Annotated in this window: 17 protein-coding genes; 4 read left to right on the forward strand and 13 right to left on the reverse strand. The window is 57.5% G+C overall.

The window, feature by feature from the left end; all coding sequences use genetic code 11:
- Positions 1-127: 127 nt before the first annotated feature.
- Both A11S_RS00600 and A11S_RS00605 read left to right on the forward strand, forming a co-directional pair.
- Positions 128-2,812 carry a hypothetical protein gene (locus A11S_RS00600; protein WP_015466528.1) on the forward strand — a complete coding sequence of 895 codons (2,685 nt, stop codon included), beginning with the start codon at positions 128-130 and terminating at the stop codon, positions 2,810-2,812.
- Positions 2,813-3,034: 222 nt separating this feature from the next.
- Positions 3,035-4,513 carry an RCC1 domain-containing protein gene (locus A11S_RS00605; protein WP_015466529.1) on the forward strand — a complete coding sequence of 493 codons (1,479 nt, stop codon included), beginning with the start codon at positions 3,035-3,037 and terminating at the stop codon, positions 4,511-4,513.
- A gap of 48 nt (positions 4,514-4,561) precedes the next feature.
- On the opposite strand, the gene ahcY is transcribed toward A11S_RS00605, so the two are convergent.
- Entirely contained in the window at positions 4,562-5,878 is a 1,317-nt protein-coding gene (ahcY, locus tag A11S_RS00610; RefSeq protein ID WP_015466530.1) for an adenosylhomocysteinase, read from the reverse strand.
- A gap of 159 nt (positions 5,879-6,037) precedes the next feature.
- On the opposite strand from ahcY, the gene A11S_RS00615 reads away from it, so the two are divergent.
- Entirely contained in the window at positions 6,038-6,478 is a 441-nt protein-coding gene (locus A11S_RS00615; protein WP_015466531.1) for a hypothetical protein, read from the forward strand.
- Positions 6,479-6,493: 15 nt separating this feature from the next.
- Here A11S_RS00615 and rapZ read toward each other — a convergent pair whose 3' ends face one another.
- Together rapZ and A11S_RS00625 are read right to left on the reverse strand one after the other, a co-directional pair.
- On the reverse strand, positions 6,494-7,363 hold the full coding sequence (gene rapZ / locus A11S_RS00620; RefSeq protein ID WP_015466532.1) for an RNase adapter RapZ: 870 nt from the start codon (positions 7,361-7,363) through the stop codon (positions 6,494-6,496).
- Between the two features lie 31 nt (positions 7,364-7,394).
- Complete coding sequence (locus tag A11S_RS00625; protein ID WP_015466533.1) at positions 7,395-8,105, reverse strand: hypothetical protein; 711 nt, start codon at positions 8,103-8,105, stop codon at positions 7,395-7,397.
- 130 nt (positions 8,106-8,235) lie between these two features.
- On the opposite strand from A11S_RS00625, the gene A11S_RS00630 reads away from it, so the two are divergent.
- Entirely contained in the window at positions 8,236-8,838 is a 603-nt protein-coding gene (locus tag A11S_RS00630; RefSeq protein WP_015466534.1) for a hypothetical protein, read from the forward strand.
- A gap of 6 nt (positions 8,839-8,844) precedes the next feature.
- Here the strand turns inward: A11S_RS00630 and A11S_RS00635 are convergent, their stop codons facing one another.
- The 10 genes from A11S_RS00635 to cmk form a co-directional block, all read right to left on the reverse strand.
- On the reverse strand, positions 8,845-10,623 hold the full coding sequence (locus A11S_RS00635) for a stimulus-sensing domain-containing protein (RefSeq protein WP_015466535.1): 1,779 nt from the start codon (positions 10,621-10,623) through the stop codon (positions 8,845-8,847).
- Positions 10,592-11,311 (reverse strand): response regulator transcription factor, encoded by a 720-nt coding sequence (locus A11S_RS00640; RefSeq protein WP_015466536.1) that lies wholly within the window; start codon positions 11,309-11,311, stop codon positions 10,592-10,594. Before A11S_RS00640 ends, A11S_RS00635 begins: the two co-directional genes overlap by 32 nt.
- 116 nt (positions 11,312-11,427) lie before the next feature.
- Positions 11,428-12,738, reverse strand: coding sequence for a bifunctional folylpolyglutamate synthase/dihydrofolate synthase (locus tag A11S_RS00645; protein WP_015466537.1), 1,311 nt, complete (start codon positions 12,736-12,738; stop codon positions 11,428-11,430).
- A gap of 18 nt (positions 12,739-12,756) precedes the next feature.
- A complete protein-coding gene (gene accD, locus A11S_RS00650) occupies positions 12,757-13,818 on the reverse strand; it encodes an acetyl-CoA carboxylase, carboxyltransferase subunit beta (protein ID WP_041802814.1) in 1,062 nt (353 codons plus the stop codon).
- A gap of 190 nt (positions 13,819-14,008) precedes the next feature.
- The gene (locus A11S_RS00655; RefSeq protein WP_015466539.1) at positions 14,009-14,647 is read right to left on the reverse strand and encodes a hypothetical protein; all 639 of its coding nucleotides are present in this window, start codon (positions 14,645-14,647) and stop codon (positions 14,009-14,011) included.
- Between the two features lie 105 nt (positions 14,648-14,752).
- Positions 14,753-15,421: a YdcF family protein gene (locus A11S_RS00660; RefSeq protein WP_015466540.1), complete on the reverse strand. Its 669-nt coding sequence runs from the start codon at positions 15,419-15,421 to the stop codon at positions 14,753-14,755.
- Between the two features lie 48 nt (positions 15,422-15,469).
- Entirely contained in the window at positions 15,470-16,192 is a 723-nt protein-coding gene (gene pyrF, locus A11S_RS00665) for an orotidine-5'-phosphate decarboxylase (RefSeq protein WP_015466541.1), read from the reverse strand.
- A gap of 81 nt (positions 16,193-16,273) precedes the next feature.
- Entirely contained in the window at positions 16,274-16,582 is a 309-nt protein-coding gene (ihfB, locus tag A11S_RS00670; RefSeq protein ID WP_015466542.1) for an integration host factor subunit beta, read from the reverse strand.
- 272 nt (positions 16,583-16,854) lie between these two features.
- Positions 16,855-18,570, reverse strand: coding sequence for a 30S ribosomal protein S1 (gene rpsA / locus A11S_RS00675; RefSeq protein WP_014101714.1), 1,716 nt, complete (start codon positions 18,568-18,570; stop codon positions 16,855-16,857).
- A gap of 236 nt (positions 18,571-18,806) precedes the next feature.
- On the reverse strand, positions 18,807-19,490 hold the full coding sequence (gene cmk, locus A11S_RS00680; RefSeq protein WP_015466544.1) for a (d)CMP kinase: 684 nt from the start codon (positions 19,488-19,490) through the stop codon (positions 18,807-18,809).
- Positions 19,491-19,521 lie beyond the last annotated feature (31 nt).

A 19,521-nucleotide genomic window follows, 5' to 3' on the forward strand; every position in this document is an offset into this window, starting at 1 on the left:
GGTGCAGTTTATCCGGTCGAGGATGTATCAGCAAGGGTGGCGGCGGCGCGGGGCGCGCGGCCCGGTTTTATAGATTTATCAATATTTTCTGGTACAATTTCAATCAATGATAATGGGGGACTACATCATGGGGGATCGTCTTTTGCGCAAGGCTGTGCATGCCGCTCTGCTGGTCGGGGGGATTGTGCTTGGCCTGGGTGTGCTGGGTGTTCCCACGCCGGCCCTCGCGGCCTGCTCCAACCCCGCCGGAAATGCGGGGGAGGTGATCTGGAACACCACGTCCAACACTCCCACATATTGCGACGATACCAACTGGGTGTCCCTTGCCAAGGGCGGAAACGCGATCAGCTGGTTCACCGCGGCAACCCTGCCGTCTTTGGTTAATCCATCACCCAACACCAACGATTATATGGGCCGCGGCGGTGTGTCCATATCCGGTAACCTGGCGGCCGTGGGTGCGCCGGATAATGCCGTCACTTTTGCGGCTGAGGGGTCCGTTTATGTTTATGCGCTGGACACCGGGGCGCTGGTGTCGACGCTGGTCAACCCCAATCCGACGGCCAGTGATTATTTCGGTTATGATACCGAAATTGACGGCAGTCTGGTTGTTGTGGGTGCGCCTGACGATGATGCCGGGGGCAGTGGCGCGGGGCAGGCTTATGTGTTTAACGCCACGACCGGGGCGTTGGTGTCAACGCTGGTCAATCCCAATCCGACCGCGAATGATTCATTTGGCGGCGATGTTGATATATCCGGCAATCTGGCGATTGTAGGGGCGCGGTTCGATGATCCGGGCGGAGTCAGTGCTGCGGGGCAAGCCTATGTGTTCAACGCCACGACCGGGGCGCTGGTGTCGACGCTGGTCAATCCCAGTCCGACGACGAATGATTATTTTGGTGTGGATGTAGCGGTATCCGGGAACTGGGCCATTGTGGCCGCGCCGGATGATGATCCGGGTGGTCTAGATAATGCTGGCTCGGTGTATGTTTTTAATGCGAATACCGGGGCGCTGCTGCATACGCTGACTGCGCCTGTTCCCGCGGTTTATAAAGATTTCGGATCCTCTGTCGCGGCGGACGGGGATCGGCTGATCGTCGGAATGAACAATGCCGATGTGGGTCCCGGGCCAGCTTACTCTGCTGGGGCGGCATATATTTATAATTTAAATACCGGTGCTCTGGTGATGACCATCGAAAACCCCGAACCAGAGGACAGTGATAATTTTGGCTATACCAATTCCGTTGCGATTTATAACGGCATGGTGGCGGTCGGTGCCTATAGCGCCGATCCGGATGGGATCAGTGCTGCGGGTAAAGTTCATCTGTTCAATGCCGAAAGCGGCGCGTGGCTGGGTCGCGTGACGCGCCCGAATAAACAGGCGAACGATTATTTCGGCCAGGGGATTGCGCTTGGCGATAATGTTTTGGCGGTGCCGTATCAAAAAGAAATGGTCAGTGGCCTGAGTAATGCGGGAACGGTTTATGTTTTTGAACCCAGCCTTCCTGTTGGCGCGGAACCCTGGACGAATGTTGGAATGGGCAATTATTCCAGCTGCGGCACGCGCAATGGCCAGCTTTATTGCTGGGGTCAAAACGCTTATTACGGGACAGGTCTTGGTACATCCACGGGCTATCAAACCACCCCGGCGCGCGTGGGAACAGATACGACGTGGGATATGGCCAAGGGCTCGGCTTTCCACAGCTGCGGTATCAATAACGGGGCGTTATATTGCTGGGGCGGGAACGCTTCCGGCCGCACTGGCATGGGCACGACATCAGGAGATACCACGACACCAACGCAGGTTGGGGCATTTACGGATTGGACCTATGTGGATGCGGAATACAGCCACTCTTGCGCCCTGCGTGGCGCGGGGCTGCTATATTGCTGGGGATCCAACAGCTCGGGGCGCACGGGGCTTGGGACAACATCGGGAACGACAACCACGCCAACACAGGTTGGGGCATTTACGGACTGGACGTGGGTGGCCGGGGGTAACACAACAACATGCGGCATTCGGTCGGGTGCGTTGTATTGCTGGGGTTCGCAATTCTACGGCAAGCTGGGTAACGGTTTGACCAGCGGCAGTGCATCCAGCCCGGTTCAAATCGGGTCGGATACGGATTGGACGGATGTCAGTGCGTCCTGGTCCCACACATGCGGCATTCGCGGCGGGGCGATGTATTGCTGGGGTTTCAACGGCGATGGCAGAACGGGGATCGGGGTTACCGCCGGGAACCAGACCACTCCGGCGCAGGTGGGGTCCGATACAGATTGGACCAACATTTCTGTTGGTGAAAGTTTCAGTTGTGGCTTGCGGGCGGGCGGCCAACTCTATTGCTGGGGGGCGAATTTCAGGGGGAAAACAGGTCTGGGGACCGATTCCGGAAGCCAGCTGGTTCCAGCCCAAGTGGGATCCTACAGCGATTGGGCTGCGCTCAGTTCAGAGGAAGGAGCCAGCTGCGCCTTGCGCAATGGCGGCACGATGTATTGCTGGGGCAATAACGGTGGCGGTGTGACGGGGCTTGGGCTTGATGGTGATACGACTGGCGTCGAGGGCACGTGGGTGCCAACGCTTGTGGGTGATGCATGTGCCGGACCTGTCGGAACAAATGGCGATATCACCTACAATCCAACCGACCATGTCCTGCAATATTGTGCGGGGGGACTGTGGCTGGCCGCCGGGCCGCCGGGGAATGGTGGGGCGGGGTGTTCCAACCCATCTGGCTCAGCGGGTCATATCGTTTACAACTCCACACACAATGTCCTGCAATATTGCGAGGGCGATACATGGGTTGCGTTGGGGCGACCGTAAAATTTTCAGTTTATTGTTGCTGTCGCATTTTGAATTTATGATTGCGTATATTTAGGACGACATCTGTCGCCCCGGGTCTCGAAAAGCCCGTATGAATCAAAACATGGATGTGTCCCGCATTATATTCGTGCAGGGTGCGCATCCTGTCACATTCATACATATGGTTTTGCCCCGGCGGGATTGGCGCTCCGGGGCTTTTTTATTTTTTGGGATTTTGACCATATGATCCGTTTTTTGTGCTGCATTACTCTGTCCATTTTCCTTCTTCTGGCCGTGACAACATCATCGGCGATGGCCGATTGCGCCAATCCTTCTGGTGTGGCGGGCGATATTGTCTGGAATGAAACATCGCTCAGCCCGGCATATTGTAATGATGTTGATTGGATCGGTTTTCCACGGGGTCCAGAGGATGCGCCCGATATATCCGCTGGGTTTGGATTTGGGTGTTCTGTTTATGGTGGCTGGCTTTATTGCTGGGGGAATAACGCCAACGCGCGGACGGGTTTAAATACAACAACGGGGTCAACGATGGTGCCAACCCAAGTCGGCGCGGATTCGGACTGGACCGATGTGTCCGCCGGGTATGATCATGCGTGTGGCGTGCGATCCGGGCGGCTTTATTGCTGGGGTTCGAATGGTAATTATCAAACGGCTCAGGGGACAACGTCGGGGTCAACCATGGTGCCAACGCAGGTCGGTGCGGCGACCGATTGGACCGCGGTTCAGGTGGGGGATAATTTTTCCTGTGGTTTACGGTCGCCGGGGGCGTTGTACTGCTGGGGTGCGAACAACCAGGGGGCCACGGGGCAGGGCACAACATCGGGCAACACGGCTACGCCGACTCAGGTGGGTGTGGCCACGGACTGGATGTTTCTGGGCACTGGTTCTTATTTCATTTGTGGCGGACGCAGCAATGGGGCTTTGTATTGCTGGGGATGGAATCAATATGGGGAAACCGGTTTAAACACGACAGCGGGCTATACCACAACCCCGACGCAGGTGGGTACGGATACGGGGTGGACGTCCGTCGCGGGTGGAACCTACAGCGGATGCGGTGTACGGTCCGGACAGCTTTATTGTTGGGGGTACAATGGGGATGGTGCCACGGGCTTGGGGACGACCACAGGCAACCAACTGGTCCCGGCGCAGGTGGGTGCGGCCACGGATTGGAGTTTTGTCGATGTGGGGGGCGTGCATTCTTGCGGTATTCGATCCGGCGCGCTGTATTGCTGGGGATCAAACGGCAACGCGCGGACGGGCCTGAACACAATAACAGGCAATCAATTGACCCCGGCCCAGGTGGGCACAGATACGAACTGGCAAAGTGTATCAACCGCCACATCCAGCGGCGCGAGCTCATCAGGTTATCGGGGTGGGGCCTTGTACAGTTGGGGGTCGAATGCGAATGCGCGGACGGGTCTGAATACAACCACGGGCAACCAGCTGGTTCCGGCGCTGGCCATGGGGTCGGCAACGTCGTGTACAAACCCGGTTGGTGTTTCCGGGGATATTGTTTTCAATTCAACCCACTCTGTTTTGCAGTTTTGTGATGGTCTGGTGTGGTGGGCGGCCGGGCCATTCGGCGATGGCGGTGCCGGGTGCACTTCTCCGGTCGGTGTAGCGGGTGCGCTGACGTACAACACCACGCACAATGTCATGCAATATTGCGAAGGCAGCGACTGGATAAAAATCGGGGATTAAAAAAGCCAGAATTAAAAAGGCGGGGTGTTGGCCCCGCCTTTTTCTTGATTAGTAACGGTAATGGTCCGGTTTGTATGGCCCGGCTTCCGGCACACCGATATAATCGGCCTGGGCCTTGGTCAGCTTGGTCAGCTTCACGCCCAGCTTTTCCAAATGCAGGGCGGCGACTTTTTCATCCAGATGTTTCGGCAGAACGTACACCTTGCCAGCCTCATAAGCGGATGTGTTGGTCCAGAGTTCAATCTGTGCGAGCACCTGGTTGGTGAAGGATGCGGACATCACGAAGCTCGGGTGGCCGGTGGCACAGCCGAGGTTGACCAGACGGCCTTCGGCCAGAACGATCAGGCGTTTGCCGTCCGGGAATTCGACTTCGTCCACTTGCGGTTTCACATTGTGCCATTTGTAATTCCGCAGCGCTTCGATCTGGATTTCGGAATCGAAGTGGCCGATGTTGCACACGATGGCGCGGTCTTTCATCATACGCATATGGTCCAGCGTGATGATGTCGACGTTGCCGGTCGTGGTGACGAAGATGTCGGCGGTTGCGGCGGCGTCTTCCATCGTTACAACTTGATAGCCTTCCATCGCAGCCTGCAGGGCACAGATCGGGTCGATTTCGGTGACCAGAACGCGCGCGCCCTGAGAACGCAGGGATTCAGCGGAACCCTTGCCCACATCGCCAAATCCGGCAACCACGGCAATTTTACCGGCCAGCATCACGTCGGTGGCGCGTTTGATGCCATCGACCAGTGATTCGCGGCAGCCATACAGATTGTCGAATTTCGACTTGGTCACGGAATCGTTCACGTTAATGGCAGGCACTTTCAACGCGCCTTTCTTGGCCATTTCGTACAGGCGATGAACGCCCGTCGTGGTTTCTTCGGACAGGCCTTTGATGTCCTTCATCATGTCCGGGAATTTTTCGTGCATGCGGATGGTCAGATCACCGCCATCGTCCAGAATCATGTTCGGGGTCCAGCCGTTCGGGCCGGTGATGGTGCGGTCGATGCAGTCCCAGAATTCTTCTTCATTCAACCCTTTCCATGCGAACACCGGAATGCCGGCGGCGGCAATCGCGGCGGCGGCTTGGTCTTGCGTGGAGAAGATGTTGCAGGATGACCAGCGCACTTCCGCACCCAACGCCACCAGCGTTTCAATCAAAACGGCGGTCTGAATCGTCATGTGCAGGCAGCCAACGATGCGGGCGCCTTTCAGGATTTGCTTCGGGCCATATTCGGCGCGCAAAGCCATCAGGCCCGGCATTTCCGTTTCGGCAATGGCAATTTCCTTGCGGCCCCAGTCGGCCAGCGTGATGTCTTTCACGGCGTAATCGTTGGTCATGGCTTTTGCGGCAACTGCGCTCATTTCTCGGGCTCCTTAAAAAGCGGGCGGAATTTAGGAAAATGTTATATCTTTGCGTGTATTGATAAGGGGTCGGCCCACCAAAAGCAAGGCCAAAAGTCACAAAAAGATGGCTTTAAATATAACAATATCAATCGGTTAGGTTAAAATAGGGGTGTGATTATGACGGTCTATCGTGTGCCAGCGGCCAATCCTTTGAAATCCCAAGCGCCCGTGATTGAGGCGCTCGATGGGGGCCAGACCATCCCGGCCATCAGTTTCTCCGCGGGCTGGAACGGGTTTCCGGTCGATGCGCGGAAACTGGCCGATAATATGGCCTCGCTGCTCAACGGCAATCCGGCCCCGCATGCGCTGGCGACGGCGCAGGCCGACATTCATTATCATCGTATTCCGGCGGGCATCGTCCTGCGTCACCGCGACCCGGCATCGGGCGGGGTTAGCCGTGAAGGGCTGACCATGATCGTCAATCACGCTGCCGGTGATGTGGGTGAAAAATTGCTGGCGCGGATGACGCCGGATTTTATGCAATCGTTATGCGCAACGATGGATCATCGTGTGTCCGCGGGCGGTCCGTCTGGTCGCGCGCCCAAACCGACGCCCTAAAACGTATCTTTAGATTTACCGGCCAATATCACGGTGCAATGTTGTGCTGGAATAACCCTGTTGTTCCAGCCAATCGTGCATTTGTTCGGTGGTGAACACCGACCGATGCCGTCCGCCCGTGCATCCAATCGCAATGGTCAGATAGCTTTTCCCCTCCTGCTGATACCGGGGCAACAGCGGGGCGATGAGGGTTTGAAAATTCTGCATAAACGGGGCCCAGGCCGGGTCGTTGCGCACGTAATCGCCGACATCTTTATCCAGTCCCGTTTGCGGGCGCAATTCTTTGACCCAATGCGGATTGGCCAGAAAGCGGATATCCATGACGATATCCGCCTCACGCGGCACACCGTATTTGAACCCGAATGACATGATGGTCACCGTCATGCGTTCGCCGCGCGCCAACCCGAACAGGGATGTCAGTTGACGGCGCAAATCCTGCGCCGACATATCCGATGTATCAATCACATGGGTGGCGGTGGCGCGCAGGGGGTGCAGCCATTCCTGCTCCCGCTTGATCCCGGCGCTGACGGGGCGGTCCTTGGCCATCGGGTGGCGGCGGCGTGTTTCGGTGAAGCGTTTTTGCAAGGTCGATTCATCCGACCACAAAAACACCAGTTCCGCATTGTGGCGCTTGGCGGCGGCCAGAATGGCGTCCGGGTCAAACCCGCGCGACCGCGCGTCAATGCCAATGGCGACGGGCGCTGCGTCGTGTGCAGTTTCCTGGATCAGGGAATCGATGAGCGACAGGGGGAAGTTGTCAAAAACCTCATAGCCCAGATCCTCCAGCGCCTTGAGGGCGGAGGTCATGCCCGCACCGGACAATCCGGTCAGGATCAGTGTGGGGCGATGGGACGATGGCGTCGTGGGCGCGGATGAATCATTCATCCCATTAAAATACCCCCGCGCGCGTCAAACGTCACGGGACAAGTTTCATTATTTTGATCAAAGCCTGTCCCAGCGGGCTTTGTGACAGGTCGTTCTGGCTTTCCGCCGCGCGCCCGATCCGGTCGTCAATGCGGGTTAATCGCGCATCCGGCCGCCAGGCCTGAACCGCATCACGCAATGGCGGGTACTCTCTGAACGTGTCGGGGAAGGGGACGCTGACATACACGGCATCTTTGCGCGTACAGACGCGAATTTGCGAATTGGCACGTTTGGCAAAATCGACATAACCGGGCAAGTGCCGGGCCTGTGCGACGGCGGATAAATCGGCGGTCGGCCAATTCAAGGCCTCGTGTACCGGGCCAAATCCCGGCAGGCGGGGCAACGCATCAAGATCACGTTTCACCTCGTCCGTTTCCGGAACCAGCCAGTTGGTGTCCGGAATGCCGATCCAGCCCTCGTGCGTCAGGCCGATGCCATAGCGAAAGCTGATGCTCTCTACACGGCCATCCTCATCCACTTTGTAATGCGGCGTTTCCGCGCCCAAAAGTGGCGTGGCCTTGCGTAAATAGGCGCTGATGATGTGGGCGGCGTCATTGCGCTGTGTGATCCATTCACCCAGAAAATCGGCCAGATCGGGATCGGTCACCTGAAAATAGGCGCGGCGCCCGGGGTGCAGGCGCAAGGGGCCCTGTGGTGGTTTTGATCCTGTGGTCCGCGCCCACAAATGCGATAAAAGTCCCATGAAATGCCCTGTTTTTTATTTCTTTTTATAATGGTCCGGAACTTTAGGGCGGGTGTCTGGTCCTGTCAAATTTGACGTTCGATTGCCTTCTGGGCTATGCCCTGATTGACAATAAAGACAGGGGTTCATTGTGCAGGACAACATCAAAAAAGGTATTTTGACATGGGGCAGTTATGTGGCCGCCATTCCTGTGGGTCCGGGGGCCGGGCTGGCGGGGTATAGCGCCGGTGTCGCCGCTGGTGGCCTGTTCCCCTTCGGCCTGCTGGTCGGTGTTGGTGTGGCGGTGGCGTTGTCGGCGGTGTGTGTTCCGCTCGCGCTGGCCATGCGGGACAAGGGCGAAGATTTATCCGTGTCGATTCCAAAGGCGGCGATGGGGTACGCCCGCGCGATTGAGAATGTTATCCCGGCTGTGTTAATCGGTTTCATTACCGGTGCCATGCTGAACCTGCAAATGGGCAGCCTGTTTGATCGGCAAAAACCGGAACAGCCCGTTGAAACGGGCATGGTGATGTTACCGCACCCCCCATTCCCAATGGTGCCGACCCGGCCCGTTGTTCCTGCACCGGAATCATCTGTTCTGGCCGTGCGGTTTAATGCGCCGGCGCAAAATATCATCCCGCTGACGAACGGTGCGTATTATTGTGCGGGTCGCGCCGCGGGTGACATTGTGCGCGTGCATGTGCCGGATATAAAATATCCGGGCGGCAAAATTTTCGTCGCTGAATGTAAGTAATGGTTTTTATGCGCGGTTAAACACGACCGTGAATCGTGCGCCGCGGATTTGATTGTCGCGGTCGCGAATGTTTTCCGCGAAGATAACGCCGCCATGTGCCTTTACGATCTGGCGTGCAATCGATAATCCCAATCCAGAATGGCTGCCGTAATCTTCGTGCGCCGGGCGTTCGCTGTAAAACCGTTCAAAGATGGTATCCAGCTTGTTTTCCGGGATACCCGGACCTTCATCCTCCACCTGAATCAAAACCTGTTCACGGTTCTGGGACAGGTTGATCGTCACGGATTTATTCACGGGCGTGAAGGACAAGGCGTTGGAGAGCAGGTTTTCAAACACCTGCGCCAGCCGCCCTTCCGATCCGCGGACGATCACGGCTTCGGCGCTGTCGATATTGATGCGCAACCGTTGTTCTGGTGGCAATGTTTCAACGCCGCTTTCGGCGTGACGGCGGTTTTGCTGGGCCAGCGCGACGCGGCGTCCGTCAATAATCTGGGTCAACATACGGCCCATATTCACATTCCCCATCTCCTCGCGCGACAATTCGGCGTCCAGACGCGAGGCGTTGGAAATGTCGCTGATCAAACGGTTCAGGCGGTTGACGTCATGCTGCATAATGCCGAACAGGCGGTCCAGATCGGCTTTGCTCTTCACAATCGGGGCGGTTTCCACCGCACTGCGCAGGGATGTCAGCGGGTTTTTAATTTCATGCGATACGTCGGCGGCGAACCGTTCAATCGTATCCATACGGTCGCGCAGCGCCGTGGTCATGGCGTTCAATGCGGCGGACAGTTCGCCAATCTCATCCTTGCGGTGGGTCAAATCGGGAATGTCGATCTGGCGGCCCTTGCCCATGCGCACGGCTTCGGCGGCGCGGGCCAGTTTTTTCAGCGGGCGGCCAATCGACCCGGCCAGATACATCGACAGGAAAATGGTGATGGACAGCGCGCCGAGGAAAACGGTCAACACATCATACCGCATCTGGGTGATCGCGGATTCGATTTCGCGCCCGTCGCGCGACAGCATGACAACGCCAATCACGTTTTCAACCTTGCGGATCGGGGCGGCGGCGGTCAGGCGAATTTTACCCTGACGGTCTTCCCACGCGGTGGCGCTGATCCGCCCGGTCAGGGCGACAGCGGCATCGGGGTACGCGGTAATGCTCTGCGCGCCGGTATCCGGATAATCGGGCAGGTCGCTTTGCATCGGAATCCATTCAATGATGGCCTGACCCCAGCGATTCATCTGTTCCGACAGGCTGGGCTGCACGGCTTCGCTTTCGGCGGCAACGGCACTGCGTGCGGCGGCCACCATGGCTTCGCCTGACCGTTCCCCGCCCAATTCCAGTGAATCACCAATCAATGTGCCATCGCCGCTAAACAGCCGGGTGCGGTTCTCGGTGGTCTGGCCCAAACGCCGCACCATCCGGCGGGAGAGTTCGGGGACCAATATTTCGATTTCTTCGGGCTTGGCAAAAAAGAACGGCTTGCCCTTTTCCACCGGGCGCACGGCGGCCTCGGCAATCGCGCCGGCGAACAATTGCGATTGAATTTGCATGGTTTCCAATTCGGCGCGGATCAAACTGTCGCGATATTGGCCCAGATACAGCAGCCCAACGACCAGAACCAGCGGCGCAATCACGTTCACCGCCAGAATGCGGACCGTCAATCCACCCAGAATACGGGGGCGCGGCATGGGCGGCAAAATGGCCCATACATCATAACCGACATCGGAACTGGCTTTATTCCGCCGGTCCTTAATCTTCTTTATAACGGTACCCAACGCCATAGAGTGTTTCAATCTGTGAGAATTCGGGGTCAACGACACGGAATTTTTTCCGGATGCGTTTAATGTGCGAATCAATGGTGCGGTCATCGACATAGATATTTTCGCCATAGGCCATGTCGATCAACTGGTCACGGTTTTTCACATGCCCCGGACGTTGCGCCAATGCCTTGACCAACAAATATTCCGTGACGGTCAAATCCACCGCGCCGCCCTTCCACATGCACAAATGACGGGCGTCATCCAAAACCAGATTGCCGCGTTCAATCATGTTCTTTGCCGCTTCGTCCTGCGACGGGGCGGGTTGCTTGCGCACATCATTGCGGCGCAGGATGGACCGGATGCGTTCGATCAACAGGCGTTGTGAAAACGGCTTGGTGATATAATCATCCGCCCCCATGCGCAGGCCCAGAACCTCGTCAATCTCATCATCCTTGGATGTCAGGAAGATGACGGGAATGGCCGATTGTTCGCGCAACTTGCTCAACACTTCCATGCCGTCCATACGCGGCATTTTGATATCCAGTACGACCAGATCAGGTAGATTGGCGGTGATCCCGGCCAAGCCTTCCTCACCATCGGTGTAGGTCTTGACCGTATAACCTTCAGCCTCCAGCGCCATCGAAACCGATGTCAGGATGTTGCGATCGTCGTCAACCAGGGCGATGGTTTGGGTGGCGGTCTGGGTCATGGGTGTGGCAGTCCTTTGAGAATCAGCAAAAATATCGAAATGATTATAATGATTTGCCACACAAATGGGGATTGAAAAGGGCGCGTTTGTGAAAAAATCGTGATCTTTTGCCTTTTTTACGAAAATGCGGCCTGCGCCAGTGTGTGACCCGCCAGATAAAGCGATCCGGCCACGATGATGCGGCCTGGTGCGTGTGTGGCGGCCAGTGTTGTGATGGCGTGGTCCAGGTCCGGGGCGCATGACACATTGTGCGCACCATGCGCCTGCCACAGCGGGACCAGTGTTGCGGGGTCGTGGCTTTTGCCGCCTTCGCTACCCGGCACGGGGATCAGCGTGATGCTGGCCGCACTGGTGGCCAGCGGGGCGATAAACCGTTCCGCGTCCTTGTGCCCCATCATGCCGATGATCAGGTGTGCGGGGCGGTGATCCTGCGCGTGCAGGGCGGCGATATGCCGGGCCAGTACAATCGCGCCGCTGTCATTATGGGCCCCATCCACCCATATATCCCATGATGTTGGCGCGCAGGCGTGCGTAATGCGTTGTAATCGCCCCGGCCAATGGGCCGTGCGCAGGCCATGATGAATGGCGTCGATGGGGACGGGGCATGCGGTTTGTGCCCGCAATGTCGCAATCGCCAACGCGGCATTATCCATCTGGTGCGCGCCTGCCATGGTCGGGTGCGGCAGGTGGCGGAGCGTTTCCCCCTTCACCGTCATGGACCATGATGAATCGGTGATGTCATGCACATGCCAATCCCGCCCCATCATGGCGATGGGGGCGTGCAGCGCGGCGGCCCGTGCGTCAATCACGCGCAGGGCGGCCGGGGCGTCGTCCATAATCTGCGCGCCAACAATGCAGGGCACGCCGGATTTGATAATGCCCGCTTTTTCTGCCGCGATGTCGTCCAGTGTATCGCCCAGCCACGCCGTGTGGTCATAGGACAATGTGGTAATGGCTGTAACAATCGGGTGATCCACCACATTCGTGGCATCCAATCGCCCGCCAACACCGGTTTCTAGCAAGACGATATCCGCCGGGGTGCGGGCAAAGGCGGCCAGCGCGGCGGCTGTGGTAATCTCAAAAAAACTTTTCTCCGGGTCGTCCTGCGCCGCGGCCAGAACTTCATCCAACAAAGGGTGCAACCGGTCATCATCAATCGGCTGGCCGTTCAGGACGATGCGTTCATTGAAGCGGATCAAATGCGGGGATGTGTAGGCATGAACGCTGTAGCCCGCGGCCTCCAGCATCGCGCGCATAAAGGCGATGGCCGATCCTTTGCCATTCGTGCCCGCAACATGAATCACGGGTGGCAGGTTTTGGTGCGGATTGCCCAGCCGGTCCAACAACGCATAAAATTCAGGCCGGATGGAATGATCCACCCGGCCATTTTTTCGAAGGCTGAAAATATGGTTCAGCGTGTCCTGCAAACCAACCTGCTTGCGCCGTTAAACCGCAGTTTTGCGGATGGTTTTGGTGGTCATGGCTGCGCGTTTTTTGGTCATCTTCGCGGCCACTTTCTTTTTCACGGATGGCAGTTTGGCAACATTGCGCGCGGCTTTCGCGGCGCTGGAAATGTCGGCCTTGCCGCCCTTGCCCGATCCGTTGACGGATTTGCTGCCCTTGCCGCGGCTGCCGCCACGGGCTTCTTCGCGGCCCGTGCGGTTCATCAGCAGGTTCAGAACGCGCGACAATGTGGAATGCAGATCCTTGCGCGCCACCACCATGTCGATCATACCGTGGTCCAGCAAATATTCTGCGGTCTGGAATCCCGGCGGCAATTCTTCGCGGATGGTTTCCTGAATCACACGTTTCCCGGCAAAGCCGATCATGCAACCCGGTTCGGCGATTTGAATGTCGCCAACCATGGCGAATGACGCGCTGACCCCGCCCGTCGTCGGGTCGGCCAGCAAAACGATATAGGGCAGCTTCGCATCCTTCACCATTTCCACGGCGATAATCGTGCGCGGCATCTGCATCAGCGACAACGCGCCTTCCTGCATACGGGCACCGCCGGATGACGGAATAACCATGAAGGCGGAATGGGTGCGCACGGCTTCTTCGGCGGCGCGCACAATGCCTTCGCCAACGCCTGCGCCCATCGATCCACCCATAAAGGAGAAATCGAACGCGGCGCACACGACCGGCTGACCGCCGATGGTGCCGGTGGCAATCACAATCGCGTCTTCGCGTTTGGATTTGCCCTGGGCTTCCTTCAACCGCGCGGCATAGGCCTTGCGGTCCTTGAATTTCAGCGGATCAACCGGAACATGCGGGGCGCGGATTTCGCTCCACTCGCCATCATCGAACAGGATGTTCAGGCGCTGGTCCACGTCGATCTTCAAATGATGTCCGCAATGGGTGCAGACATTCATGTTTTCATCCAGATCGCGGTGGAACAACATGCCATCGCACGCCGGGCATTTCTGCCACAGATTGTCGGGCACGTCCTTTTGTTGGGAAACAAAGGACCGGATTTTCGGACGAATGAAATTGCTCAGCCAGTTCATGCCTGCAACACTGCCTTCTTTAAAGTGGGCCAGATGATCGTGTTCGATCATTACGCTCCCGCTGGTTTTAAACGGCACCAGCCGGGGCGTCTTTATCCCCCAAGCCGGGGGGGATTGTCAAGGAAAGCAAGGTTATGACAATGAGAAAACCGCCCAAAAGGACGGTTTTCTTACGTTTTAAAACAAAAGGTTATGGTGTGGCCGCCATCGGGGCCAGCCCACGCAATGGCGGAGAATGCAGCTGCGGATTCTTCCGCAGGGTGCGTTGCATCTGGTCCGATGTCATCCACCGGAACACCTGCGCACAAGACCGCTGGTTCTCTGCGGTACCGATCAGCATGGGGTGCGTGGGCGCCCCGTATTTCAGCGCATCGAATAAATGTTCGAACGCATCATATAAATTCAAATCATGGCCGATATTGAAATCCAGAAAGCCACGTTGGGACGGCATCTTGCCATTGTCATGCAGCGCCAGAACGCGGTGATCGTGATAGTAAATGGCAAAGACCAGCGGCCCGATGGTGCCATCATTTTTGTAACACAAGCGTTGATCCAGGCACGGCGTGATGTCGCGTTCGACCAGCATGTGTAACGTGTCGGCGCGCAATTCACTCAGCAAATTGCGCAGGCGTGCGGCATAGGCCGCCGTGCCATTGGTATTTGCGGCCGGTGCGAGCCCTTGGTGTGTGTCCGCCCGTAACAATGATCGACGGACCAGAACGGCGATCAAATCCTTCTGAGTGACCGGAATGGTGTCGCTGTCATGGTTGTGATTGTTCGTGAAAAGCACGTCAAGGAAACGCCGCATGGCGGCCGATACATTCAACATGGTACGCAGTCCCCGTTTTTTAACCCTGAAGAGTATCCTAACGGGCGGGGCTTACAGGAAGCTTTCAGAATGATTTGTACTAGAAAATCAACGGGTTCCCGTGATTTATCCTGGTTGGGGCAATGTGCGTGCGATGGTGTTGATGGCGTCGATATCCACCTCTTTCAACCACCCATTGGCCTGATACGGCGCGATTTTGGCCCATTCACGCAACACGGTGCGGCGGAATTCGGCATGGGTATGAAATTCATGCGCGGGCACCGGAAATTTGTTTCCGGTGGCGTGCATGGCAAACACCTCCGGCCAGCGTCGCGCCGTGGTCATCATGGTGCGGCGTCCGGCGGTGACATTGCCAATGGTGATAATGGTGCGGATCTGGTCCAGCTCACCCCGTTGCATCATCATGCGGCGGGCGTAGACGATGTTTTCCTGTGTGTTTGTCGCGCGGTTTTCCAACAGGATGGATTGATCCGGCACGCCGTTTTCAATCAATATCCGGCGCATCATCTCGGCTTCGGTTTCCTGCGGCGTCGCTTTGACGCGGCCCGATACGATGAAACGGTCCACGTAACCGTCCTGGAACAATTGCGCGCCGCGCTGGGCGATGGCGGGTGTGGTCTTTACACTGCCGCAGAGTACGGCCAGATCGGCGCGGGCTAGCTCCGTTTCTTCAATCAGAAGATAGGCGTGAACGGCCCGGTAAAACGCATGCCGCAACGCCCCGCGGGTGGCGGGGCAAGACGGCGGAAAATCGGGCGATGCGTTACGATCCATGCCATGGTGATTAGGCGAGGGCGCAGGGGATGTCCAGAAAAAAGGCCCTTAGGCCGCCGTTTTTACTGTGGTCATGATCGACCGTGCGGCCTGGGTCGGATCGGCGGCCTCTGTGATCGGGCGGCCAATCACCAGGTGGCTGGCCCCGGCGGCGACGGCTTCGTCCGGGGTCATAATCCGCTTTTGATCGCCGGTCGCGGCCCCGGCGGGGCGAATGCCCGGCACCATCAAGGTGAAATCGGGGCCAAGGTGGCGGCGCAACGGTGCAATTTCATGGGCCGAACACACCACACCGCCCAATCCGCAATCGCGGGTCAATGTGGCCAGCCGTATGACTTGGGCGGTCACATCGTCCCCTTGCCCAACGGCGGCCAACCCGGCGGCGTCAAAGCTGGTCAGGATGGTGACGGCCAGCAGACGTGGCGGCGTGATGTTGCGTTTGGCGGCTTCGTCCCGCAGCGCGTCGTACCCTGCGCGCATCATGGCGGCCCCGCCGGCGGCGTGCACATTGACGAAGGCGGGCCTGATGCGTGTGACGGTGCGCAAGGCGGCCGCCACCGTGTTGGGAATGTCGTGGAATTTCAAATCCAGAAACAGGGCCGCATCCGGCGCTTCATCCATCACGCGGCGTATGCCGTCGGGCCCATGGGTGCAGAAAAACTCCAACCCCAATTTGATCCCGCCCGTCACCGGGCCAATGGCGGCGGCCAGCGTTTTGGCATGATCCAGATCGGGGGTGTCGATGGCGCAGAAGATGATGGGCTGGGTCATGGTGGGTGGTCCGGTCTTGTGTTTTGCGCTCATGAAAAAGGGCGCTGGTGATGCGCCCTTTTTAAATTCTATGTGTGCGAATTAAAACTCGCTGTCGTCCCCGTCGGACACGCCGCCGTTCAGACGTTCGCGCAGAGCCTTGCCGGTCTTAAAGAACGGCAGACGCTTGGCGTCCACTTCGACGCTTTCGCCGGTGCGGGGGTTGCGGCCCGTGCGGGCTTCGCGTTCCTTCACGGAAAAGGCACCAAAACCACGCAATTCCACGCGGTCGCCAACGACCAGAGCCTTGGTGATTTCTTCGAAGATGGTATCGACGATTTTCTCAACGTCCCGCATATAAAGGTGCGGGTTGCGTTCTGCGAGCTTCTGGATCAGTTCCGATTTGGTCATCGCCTTCAAATCCCTTGTGTTTTTGCGCGCCTTGGGCGCTGCGATCTTTGTCTGGGGTATTTCTTAAGGATGCCCCATTTCCCCTGCGCCCGTCAAGTGAAACCCATTGATTGAAAAGGATTTTTTAAGGAATTGGGGGCGTTTTTCGGGCCAGCAGGCCCCTGAATCCGTGGTTTTGTGCGGGATTCAGATGAATCAATGTGTTAACGCGGATATGAAAAAACCCCGCTGGTTTTCACCAACGGGGTTTTTCCTGTGTTCAGGCGAGGCGATTACGCTTCGTCTTTTTTCGATTTCAGGGCTGCGCCCAGAATGTCGCCCAAGGACGCGCCCGAATCGGACGAACCAAAGGCAGCCATGGCTTCTTTGTCTTCGTCGATTTCGCGTTGCTTGATCGACAGGCTCAGCTTGCGGGACTTCTTGTCGGCGCTCAGAACTTTCGCATCGACTTTTTCGCCAACAGCGAAACGGTCGGGGCGTTGTTCAGAACGTTCGCGGGACAGATCGGCCTTCTTGATGAAGCCGGTCACGTTGTCGCTGACGTTTACTTCCAGACCGTTTGCGGTCACTTCGGTAATCGTGCAGGTGACAACCGCGCCCTTGTTGAAGCCGTCCAATGCACCAGCGTTCGGATCTTCACCCGACAGTTGCTTGATGCCCAGAGCAACGCGTTCTTTGTCAGCCTCGACTTCGAGGATCTTGACCTTCACGGTGTCGCCCTTGTTGTACTGCTTCAGCGCGTCTTCGCCCGTTACATCCCAAGCGATATCGGACATGTGAACCATGCCGTCGATGTCGCCCGGCAGACCGACAAACAGGCCGAACTCGGTGATGTTGCGGACTTCGCCGTCCAGAACATCGCCAGCCTTGTTTTTCGCTGCGAAGTCTTTCCACGGGTTTTCCGTGGTTTGTTTCAGGCCCAGGCTGATCCGGCGTTTTTCCTGATCAACATCCAGAACCATAACTTCGACTTCTTGGGACGTGGACACGATCTTGCCCGGATGAACGTTTTTCTTCGTCCAGGACATTTCAGATACGTGAACCAGACCTTCGATCCCGGATTCCAGTTCAACAAATGCACCGTAATCGGTGATGTTGTTGACGCGGCCCGTGACTTTCTGGCCAACCGGGTATTTCGCTGCAATGCCATCCCACGGATCGCTTTCCAGCTGTTTCATACCCAGGCTGATGCGCTGGTTTTCTTCGTTGTAACGGATCACCTGAACCTGGATGTTCTGACCGATGGTCAGCATCTCGGACGGGTGGTTGACGCGTTTCCACGAAATGTCGGTGACGTGCAGCAAGCCGTCGACACCGCCCAGATCAACGAACGCACCGTAATCGGTGATGTTCTTGACGATACCGGTCAGAACCTGGCCTTCGCGCAGGTTGCCCAACAGATCCGAACGAGCGGATTCGCGGGACTCTTCCAGAACGGCACGGCGGGACACAACGATGTTGCCACGCTGACGATCCATTTTCAGGATGTGGAACGGCTGCGGTGTACCCATCAGCGGACCAACGTCGCGGACCGGACGGATGTCCACTTGGGACCCCGGCAAGAATGCAACGGCGCCGCCCAGGTCGACCGTGAAGCCGCCTTTGACGCGACCGAAAATAACGCCCGTAACACGTTCGTTTTTCTCGGTTGATTTTTCCAGTTCGGCCCAGACTTCTTCGCGACGGGCTTTTTCACGCGACAGGGCGGTTTCCCCATCACGATTTTCCATGCGCTCGACGAACACTTCAACGATATCGCCGGCTTTCACTTCCGGATCTTCACCCGGGCGTGAGAATTCGCGCAAGGCCACACGGCCTTCGGACTTCAGGCCGACATCGATCATTACGAATTCGCTGTCGACACCAATGACGCGGCCCTTAACAACGGACCCATCAAAGGATTTTTGTGGTCCCAAAACTTCGTTCAGAAGTTTCGAGAAGTCTGAGTTTGTGCTCAGGTCTTTCAGATTTGCGGCTGGTTTTGCCATGGTTTAGTTTCCTTTTCGGTAGTCATGATCGCAAGAGGATTCCCCCGTCCGGCTGACCCCGTTTCAGTGAAGAAGGCGGGGAGTGACGGACGCTTGTCGCTGCCAGAGATTCATTGCGTCGTGCCTCATGTGGATAAATCCACATCAGACGCGCTGGTTGTATCGGGCAAAGCCGCGGAAATCAACCATTTTCATGGAATTTTGTGATTCTTTTTCAAGGGGTTGACGGTGGCGGATCAGCGGTCCGGCAGGGCCTTGCGGACATGCTCCATGGCCAGGGCGACCACGGCCTCCACCCCCATGGTGGTGGTGTCGATGACGATGGCGTCCGGGGCGATCATCATCGGGGCGTCCTTGCGGCCCATATCGCGGGCGTCACGGATTTTCATATCGTCTAAAACCTGTTCAAATTCAATGGCTTCGCCGTTTCCACGGAGTTCTTTGTGGCGGCGGGCGGCGCGGGTGTCCACGGCGGCGTCGACATAGAATTTCACCGGAGCGTCAGGGCAGATAAAGGTCGTAATGTCCCGTCCATCCAAAATGGCCCCTTTGGCCGGGGAGCCGTCCGCCAAAGCGGGCGGATGGGCGGCAAATCCGCGTTGCAGATCGATCAGCGCGGTGCGCACACCGGTTATGGCCGCCACGACGGACGCGTATTTCCCGGCCTGGGCCGTGCGGATAGCTGGGTCTTTAAGGGATTGAAGATCAAGGTTTTTTTGTAAATTCTGCGCGGCTTGAATGGCGGTGGCTTCATCCGCCGGATCGCCCCCCGCGGCCAGCACATCCACGGCCACCTTGCGGTACAGCGTCCCCGTATCCAGATAGGCAAAGCCAAGCGCATCGGCCAGTCGCCGGGCCAATGTGCCCTTGCCGCTGGCTGCGGTGCCGTCAATTGCAATGATGGGTGTCGGTGTTGTCATAGTGGGCAGAATTGGGCGATTTGGCGTGTTT

The sequence above is a fragment of the Micavibrio aeruginosavorus EPB genome, from assembly GCF_000348745.1.
GTDB lineage: Bacteria > Pseudomonadota > Alphaproteobacteria > Micavibrionales > Micavibrionaceae > Micavibrio > Micavibrio aeruginosavorus_A.

Bases quoted from the DNA above. Each gene is read 5' to 3' on its own strand.
- A11S_RS00600 (WP_015466528.1), top strand. From the start codon at position 128: ATGGGGGATCGTCTTTTGCGCAAGGCTGTGCATGCCGCTCTGCTGGTC.
- A11S_RS00605 (WP_015466529.1), top strand. From the start codon at position 3,035: ATGATCCGTTTTTTGTGCTGCATTACTCTGTCCATTTTCCTTCTTCTG.
- ahcY (WP_015466530.1), bottom strand. From the start codon at position 5,878: ATGAGCGCAGTTGCCGCAAAAGCCATGACCAACGATTACGCCGTGAAA.
- A11S_RS00615 (WP_015466531.1), top strand. From the start codon at position 6,038: ATGACGGTCTATCGTGTGCCAGCGGCCAATCCTTTGAAATCCCAAGCG.
- rapZ (WP_015466532.1), bottom strand. From the start codon at position 7,363: ATGAATGATTCATCCGCGCCCACGACGCCATCGTCCCATCGCCCCACA.
- A11S_RS00625 (WP_015466533.1), bottom strand. From the start codon at position 8,105: ATGGGACTTTTATCGCATTTGTGGGCGCGGACCACAGGATCAAAACCA.
- A11S_RS00635 (WP_015466535.1), bottom strand. From the start codon at position 10,623: ATGGCGTTGGGTACCGTTATAAAGAAGATTAAGGACCGGCGGAATAAA.
- A11S_RS00640 (WP_015466536.1), bottom strand. From the start codon at position 11,311: ATGACCCAGACCGCCACCCAAACCATCGCCCTGGTTGACGACGATCGC.
- accD (WP_041802814.1), bottom strand. From the start codon at position 13,818: ATGAACTGGCTGAGCAATTTCATTCGTCCGAAAATCCGGTCCTTTGTT.
- A11S_RS00655 (WP_015466539.1), bottom strand. From the start codon at position 14,647: ATGTTGAATGTATCGGCCGCCATGCGGCGTTTCCTTGACGTGCTTTTC.
- A11S_RS00660 (WP_015466540.1), bottom strand. From the start codon at position 15,421: ATGGATCGTAACGCATCGCCCGATTTTCCGCCGTCTTGCCCCGCCACC.
- pyrF (WP_015466541.1), bottom strand. From the start codon at position 16,192: ATGACCCAGCCCATCATCTTCTGCGCCATCGACACCCCCGATCTGGAT.
- ihfB (WP_015466542.1), bottom strand. From the start codon at position 16,582: ATGACCAAATCGGAACTGATCCAGAAGCTCGCAGAACGCAACCCGCAC.
- rpsA (WP_014101714.1), bottom strand. From the start codon at position 18,570: ATGGCAAAACCAGCCGCAAATCTGAAAGACCTGAGCACAAACTCAGAC.
- cmk (WP_015466544.1), bottom strand. From the start codon at position 19,490: ATGACAACACCGACACCCATCATTGCAATTGACGGCACCGCAGCCAGC.